Source organism: Collinsella sp. SGI.033, assembly GCF_050315135.1.
Lineage (GTDB): Bacteria > Actinomycetota > Coriobacteriia > Coriobacteriales > Coriobacteriaceae > Collinsella.
In genome coordinates, this window is sequence record NZ_JBNPOK010000023.1 from 21,021 (window position 1) to 27,797 (window position 6,777).

General features: G+C 62.7%; 6 protein-coding genes. All 6 read left to right on the forward strand.

The window, feature by feature from the left end; translation table 11 throughout:
* The first annotated feature begins 253 nt into the window (after positions 1-253).
* The 6 genes from ACQRC0_RS07385 to ACQRC0_RS07410 all read left to right on the forward strand — a co-directional run bounded on the left by ACQRC0_RS07385 (position 254) and on the right by ACQRC0_RS07410 (position 6,752).
* Positions 254-1,189: a phosphate ABC transporter substrate-binding protein gene (locus ACQRC0_RS07385; RefSeq protein ID WP_427728992.1), complete on the forward strand. Its 936-nt coding sequence runs from the start codon at positions 254-256 to the stop codon at positions 1,187-1,189.
* 24 nt (positions 1,190-1,213) lie between these two features.
* Positions 1,214-2,122 (forward strand): phosphate ABC transporter permease subunit PstC, encoded by a 909-nt coding sequence (gene pstC, locus ACQRC0_RS07390; RefSeq protein WP_427719566.1) that lies wholly within the window; start codon positions 1,214-1,216, stop codon positions 2,120-2,122.
* Positions 2,115-3,041, forward strand: coding sequence for a phosphate ABC transporter permease PstA (gene pstA, locus ACQRC0_RS07395; protein WP_427719564.1), 927 nt, complete (start codon positions 2,115-2,117; stop codon positions 3,039-3,041). Before pstC ends, pstA begins: the two co-directional genes overlap by 8 nt.
* Positions 3,038-3,910 carry a phosphate ABC transporter ATP-binding protein PstB gene (pstB, locus tag ACQRC0_RS07400; RefSeq protein ID WP_427719562.1) on the forward strand — a complete coding sequence of 291 codons (873 nt, stop codon included), beginning with the start codon at positions 3,038-3,040 and terminating at the stop codon, positions 3,908-3,910. Before pstA ends, pstB begins: the two co-directional genes overlap by 4 nt.
* 205 nt (positions 3,911-4,115) lie before the next feature.
* A complete protein-coding gene (locus ACQRC0_RS07405) occupies positions 4,116-5,975 on the forward strand; it encodes an ABC-F family ATP-binding cassette domain-containing protein (protein ID WP_427728994.1) in 1,860 nt (619 codons plus the stop codon).
* Positions 5,976-5,981: 6 nt separating this feature from the next.
* Positions 5,982-6,752: a Cof-type HAD-IIB family hydrolase gene (locus ACQRC0_RS07410; RefSeq protein ID WP_427728996.1), complete on the forward strand. Its 771-nt coding sequence runs from the start codon at positions 5,982-5,984 to the stop codon at positions 6,750-6,752.
* Positions 6,753-6,777 lie beyond the last annotated feature (25 nt).

Below are 6,777 nucleotides of genomic sequence, written 5' to 3' on the forward strand. Positions count from 1 at the left end.
CCTAGAATGGGCCATTTGATGGCCAAGCAGGAACTATTTCACCGCAACTTTGTTTTTATTGGTGTAAAAGGCGGGCCATGCTTGGGGGCGGGTTTGTTATTCGTTTGTAAAGCCGAGTCGCGCTTGCGGTAAGGGTCTATCAAATGCCCGTAAGAAACCGCAGTTGGCGCGGGCACCGCCCGATCGAGGCCGTATCTTTCCAAACAGCAAAGCGGGCAGGGTGCCCGCGAGTCGCATGTATGAAAGGAAGATTATGCTCGATCAGGCTTATTCTCGTCGTCAGTTCCTCGGCCTCGCTGGTGGTCTTGCCAGCTTCGTGGGCCTCGGCCTCGTTGGTTGCGGCGGCGCAGGCGCTTCCAACGCCGCCGACAAGGGCAGCGCCGCTGCCGAGTCCGTCTCCGGCGAGGTGACCTACGACGGCGCCTCCTCGTTCCAGGCTCTCGTCGAGGCCGCTGCCGAGAAGTTCATGGACGCCAACCCGGACGTCTCCGTCTCTGGCTCGGGCAACGGTTCGGGCAAGGGCCTGACCGCCGTTGCCGCCGGTACCGTTACCATCGGTAACTCCGACGTCTTCGCCGAGACCAAGCTCGAGGCCGACCAGGTCAAGAACCTCGTCGACCACGAGGTCGCCGTCGTGGGCATGGGTCCCGTCGTCTCCAAGAACGTGAAAGTCGACGACTTGTCCCTCGAGCAGCTCAAGGGCATCTTCTCCGGCCAGATCACCAACTGGAAGGAGGTCGGCGGCGACGACGCCAAGATCGTCGTTCTCAACCGCAAGGCCGGCTCCGGCACCCGCGCCACCTTCGAGGCCGCCGTCTTTGGTGACGAGGCCGTCGACTTTAAGGGCGACGCCGAGCTCGATAAGTCCGGCGACGTCCAGACTCAGATGGCCAGCACCGACAACGCCATCTCCTACCTCGACTTCTCGCACTTCGACGACTCCAAGTTCAACGCCATCAAGGTCGAGGGCGTGGAGCCCAAGAGCGCAAACGTCACCGACGACTCCTTTAAGATCTGGGCGACCGAGCACATGTACTGCGCAAAGGACGCCGACGATGCCACCAAGGCCTTCCTGGAGTTCATGCTTTCCGACGACGTCCAGGGCAAACTTGTCGAGGAACAGGGCTTTATCCCCGTCTCTGCCATGAAGGTCGTCAAGGACGCCAGCGGCAAGGTCTCCGCTAAATAAGTAATCGCCCCGGAAAGGTTTGCAATGGCAAAACAGCTGCCAAAGCGCGACCTTGAGAACGTGGGCCTGGGCGTCACGGGCGCGTGCGTAGCGCTCGTGACGCTTGTCGTTGCCGCGCTCATCTTTATGGTCGCCCAAAAGGGCCTCTCGGCTTTTCTCAAGGACGGCGTTTCGGTCGTCGAGTTCTTTACCGGCACCAAGTGGGACCTGGCCAACACGGCCGAAAACGGCCTGCCCTATACCGGCGCCCTGCCCCTGATCGTCACCTCGTTTGCGGTCATGGTGCTCTCCACGCTTATCGCGCTGCCCATCGCCATCGGCTCTGCTATCTTTGCGGTCGAGATTAGCCCTAAGTTTGGCTCCAAGGTGTTTCAGCCGCTTATTGAGCTTTTGACCGGCATTCCCTCGGTCGTCTTTGGCCTGGTCGGCTTTCACGTGGTCGTCGGTCTTATGAAGAGCGTTTTCCACGTGAGCACGGGCCTGGGCATCTTGCCCGGCGCCATTGTGCTGGCCGTCATGATCTTGCCGACGATGACCACCCTTTCGGTCGATGGCCTGCGTGCCGTGCCCGATAGCTACCGTCAGGGTTCGCTCGCGCTGGGCTACACCCGCTGGCAGACCATCTGGCACGTGGTGCTCAAATCCGCCATGCCGTCGCTCATGACCGCGGTCATCCTCGGCATGACCCGTGCCTTTGGCGAGACGCTCGCCGTGCGCATGGTTATCGGCGGTATCGAGGCCATGCCGACGTCGCTGCTGTCGCCGGCCTCCACCATCACCACCACGCTCACCACGTCCATGGCGGTCTATGCCGAGGGCTCTGCCCAAGACGATGTCCTGTGGGCGCTCGGTCTGCTGCTGATGGGCATGAGCCTCATCTTTATCCTGATCATCCACCTTATCGGCCGCAAGGGGGCGAAGGCTCGTGGCTAGCACGCGCATTCATATCGACGAGGCGAGACTCGGGCGCGTCCAAAAACAGGACCGCATCGCCACGGGCGTGCTGACGGCAATCGTCGCCATCGTCATGCTCATCGTCGTCTCCATGGTGGCCTATATTCTGTTCGAGGGCATCTCGACGCTGTTCCAGCCGGGATTTCTCACGCAGCCCGCGCGCGCCAACGGAACCCAGGGCGGCGTGCTCTATCAGCTGTTCGACTCGTTCTATCTGCTGTTGATCACCCTAGGTATCTCGGTGCCCATCAGCTTGGGCGGCGCGGTCTTCCTGGTTGAGTACGCGCCGGACGGCCCCATCCGTGACATCGCCTCCACCGCCATCGAGACGCTGTCCTCGCTGCCTTCCATCGTCGTCGGCATGTTCGGCTTTCTGGTGTTCTCGGTGCAGCTGGGCTGGAAGTACTCCATCATCTCCGGCGCCGTCGCGCTCACCATGTTCAACATTCCCATCCTGGTGCGCGTGATCCAGCAGGCGCTCGAGGACGTGCCGCAGGCCCAGCGTGATGCGTGCCTGGCTATGGGCCTCACCCGCTGGGAGGCCACGCTGCACATCCTGATCCCCGAGGCCATGCCCGCCATTGTGACCGGTATCGTGCTTTCGGCCGGCCGTGTGTTTGGCGAGGCGGCAGCACTGCTCTTTACCTCGGGCATGAGCTCGCCGGTGCGTCTGAACTTCTTGAGCTTTAACCTGTCGAGTCCCACTTGCGCCTGGAACGTGTTCCGCCCCGGTGAGTCGCTCGCCGTGCACATCTATAAGATCTACGGCGAGGGCAGCCCCGAGGCACAGCAGATTGTTTGGGGCACCGCGGCACTGCTGATGATTTGCGTGCTGCTGTTTAACGTAGTCGCCCGTATCGTGGGCAAGCAACTGGCAAGGAGGATGACGGCCGAATGAGCGAGATAAATGCAACGCCCGCAACCGAGGCGGCCGCGTCCGAGACCCAGGACTTTTTGTCGAGCGTGGGGGAGAGCGAGAAGCGCGTGCGCGTAAGCGGCAAAGCCGTGAGCGACGAGGTCGTGCTTTCCACCAAGGACGTCAACGTTTACTATGGCGACCACCATGCGCTGCACGATACGTCGCTTGACTTTCACAAGGGCGAGATCACGGCGCTCATCGGGCCTTCGGGCTGCGGTAAGTCGACCTTTTTGCGCAGCCTCAACCTTATGAATCGCGAGATTCGCGGCTGCCGCGTGGAGGGCGAGATCAACTACCGCGGGCGCAACGTGAACACCAAGACCGAGAACACCTACGAGCTGCGTCGATCCATTGGCATGGTGTTCCAGCAGCCCAACCCCTTTCGCAAGTCTATTCGCGACAACATCACGTTTGCGCCCAAACGCCACGGCATTACTGACCGCGACGAGCTCGATCGCATGGTCGAGGAAAGCCTGCGCGGTGCGGCGCTGTGGGACGAGGTCAAGGACAAGCTCGACAAGAGCGCCTACGCGCTTTCGGGCGGCCAGCAGCAACGCCTGTGCATTGCGCGCACGCTGGCGCTCAATCCCGACGTGATTCTGTTTGACGAGCCCTGCTCGGCGCTCGACCCTATCTCGACGCTGGCGATTGAGGACCTGATGTCATCGATTGTTGCCGATCGCGCCATCGTCATCGTGACGCACAATATGGAGCAGGCGTCGCGCGTGTCCAACCGCACGGCGTTTTTCTACATGGGCGATATGGTCGAGTACGACGAGACCGACGAGATTTTCCAACGGCCCAAGGATAAGCGGCTGAATGATTACCTCACCGGCATGTTCTCCTAGTCCGGGACATGCTTGAGGCCCGCGGCGGCCATGCTTGCCGCGGGACTGATTGGAGAGGCGGGTCATCTCTTGCGGGAGATGGCCCGCCTTTTTGCTCTGCGACCGAAGCGACCACCACAAAGGGGACAGGCACCTTCGTGGTGGTTTGGGGTGGGGCTCGCTGCTATCATGGACAACGTTGAATTTCTACGAAGGAGCAGGGCATATGGCGATTCTTTTGGGATGCGATTCCGTCAGCCTAGAGTTTCCCACCAAGCATATTTTCGATAGCGTGACGCTCGGCGTGGACGAGGGCGACCGCATTGGCATCGTCGGTAAAAACGGCGACGGCAAGTCGACGCTGCTGAGTGTGCTCGCCGGTACGCTGGAGCCCGACGACGGCCGCGTGACGCATCGCCGCGACACGACGATTGGTTTGCTCGGCCAAAAGGACAACCTGGTCGATACCGACACCGTGCATCATGCCGTCGTCGGCGACACGCCCGAGTACGAATGGGCCTCGAGTCCGCGTACGCGCCAGATCCTGGCCGGCCTTATTAGCGATGTGCCCTGGGAGGGCACGGTGGGCGAGCTTTCGGGCGGTCAGCGCCGCCGCGTGGACCTCGCGCGCCTGCTGATCGGCGACTACGATGTGCTCATGCTCGACGAGCCCACCAACCACCTGGACATGCGCACCATCAACTGGCTCGCGCGCCACTTAAAGGCCCGCTGGCAGCGCGGCCAGGGCGCCATGCTCGTGGTCACGCACGACCGTTGGTTCTTGGACGAGGTCTGCACCAGCATGTGGGAGGTCCACGACGGCCAGGTCGACCCCTTCGAGGGCGGCTACTCCGCGTATATCCTTCAGCGCGTAGAGCGCGACCGCATGGCCGCCGTTACCGAGGAGCGCCGTCGCAACATGGCGCGCAAGGAGCTCGCGTGGCTGAGCCGCGGCGCACAGGCGCGCTCCACCAAGCCCAAGTTTCGCGTGGATGCCGCCCGCGAGCTCATTGCCGACGTACCGCCCGTGCGCGACGAGCTGGAGCTCAAGCGCCTGGCGGTGAGTCGCCTGGGCAAGCAGGTTATCGACGTGGTCGACGTGGACGCCGGCTATGCCGATACCGACGGCGCGCCCAAGCAAGTGCTCTCCGACGTGACCTGGCTCATTGGTGCGGGCGACCGCTATGGTCTTTTGGGCGAGAACGGCGCCGGCAAGTCCACACTGCTCGATGTGATTCAGGGCAAGATCGCGCCCCTGCGCGGCCGCGTGAAGATTGGCCAGACGGTGCGCTTTGGCGTGCTGTCGCAGCAGCTCGAGGAGCTCGAGCCCTACATGGGCGACACGATCCGCGAGGTGCTCAGCAACTACAAGAAGTACTACGTTATCGATGGCAAGGAGACCTCGCCCGAGAAGCTCTGCGAGCGTCTGGGCTTTACGACGCAGCAGCTCTGGAGTCGTATCGGCGATCTTTCGGGCGGACAGCGCCGTCGCCTGTCGCTGCTGCTGACGATCCTGGACGAGCCCAATGTGCTCATCCTGGACGAGCCCGGCAACGACCTGGATACCGACATGCTGGCGATTGTCGAGGACCTGCTCGACGGCTGGCCCGGCACGTTGATTCTGGTAACGCATGACCGCTTTTTGATGGAGCGCGTGACCGACCAGCAGTGGGCGCTGCTCGACGGCCACCTGACGCACATGCCCGGCGGCGTCGACCAGTACCTGCGCCTGTGCAATGCCACCGCCGAGGGCGAGCCCGTGGGTGCGCCGAGCGCCAAGACCGGCACGTTCGACACCGGTGCCGCGGCAGCTGCGGCCGAAAAGCCCAAGGCGAGCGGTCAGCCCAATGGCCTTTCCAACGCCGAGCGCCAGAAGCTCCGCCGCGAGGTGAGCTCGCTCGAGCGCAAGATGGAGACGCAGCGCGCTCGCGTGGAGGAGGCCGAGGCCGCGATGGCGCAGGTCGATCCCACCAACTACACGGCGCTGGGCGAGCAGCAGGCAAAGATCGACGAGGCTCACGCCGCTATGGACGAGCTGGAGATGGCGTGGCTCGAGGCGAGCGAGAAGCTCGAGGGCGAGGAGTAGACGAGGATGATCAAAGCCGCGTTTTTCGATATCGACGGCACGCTACTGAGCTTTAAGACGCACCGGATTCCGGCGTCGGCTCAGCAAGTGCTCGACAGCTTTCACGAGCAGGGGATCGCGTGCGTGATCGCCACGGGCCGTCCGACCTACCAGATGCCCGATTGGCTGTTCGATCTTGGCTGGGATGCGTATATTACGCTTTCGGGCCAGCACTGCTTTGATGCCGAGGGCGTCTACCGCAGCTGTCCGATTGATCCGGACGACGTTGCGGTGATTGTGGACCAGGTGGCGCAGGGGCGCTATGACTCACTGTGCATGCAGGGCGAGAACTCGTTTGTGAACCGCCTGTCCGAGCGCGTGGTGACGGCCGGTAGCAACGCGGGAATCGTCTACCACGAGGAGCCGTTTGAGCATGCCTTCGATGCGCCGGTTTACCAGTTTTGCGCCTTTGTGGATCCGGCCGACGAGCATATCGTGACCGATGCCGTGTCGCATTCGCTCACCACGCGCTGGTGCGACCTGTTCTGCGACATTATTCCGGCCAACGGCGGCAAGGACCTGGGCGTGGCGGCGACGCTGGAGCGCCTGGGCATCGACGCGAGCGAGGCGATCGCCTTTGGCGATGGCGAGAACGACCTGTCGATGTTTGCCGCCGTGGGCACGAGCGTGGCCATGGGCAACGCGCAAGACACGGTAAAGGCTGCGGCGAGCTACGTGACGACCGCCGTGGACGACGACGGAATTTACAACGCCGCAAAGCACTTTGGGCTGCTATAGCTGCGGCTCGGCACGTGGGGACGTT

What these genes read in the sequence shown, in the direction of transcription:
- pstB (WP_427719562.1), top strand. Translation starts at nt 3,038, where the DNA reads ATGAGCGAGATAAATGCAACGCCCGCAACCGAGGCGGCCGCGTCCGAG.
- ACQRC0_RS07405 (WP_427728994.1), top strand. Translation starts at nt 4,116, where the DNA reads ATGGCGATTCTTTTGGGATGCGATTCCGTCAGCCTAGAGTTTCCCACC.
- ACQRC0_RS07410 (WP_427728996.1), top strand. Translation starts at nt 5,982, where the DNA reads ATGATCAAAGCCGCGTTTTTCGATATCGACGGCACGCTACTGAGCTTT.
- ACQRC0_RS07385 (WP_427728992.1), top strand. Translation starts at nt 254, where the DNA reads ATGCTCGATCAGGCTTATTCTCGTCGTCAGTTCCTCGGCCTCGCTGGT.
- pstC (WP_427719566.1), top strand. Translation starts at nt 1,214, where the DNA reads ATGGCAAAACAGCTGCCAAAGCGCGACCTTGAGAACGTGGGCCTGGGC.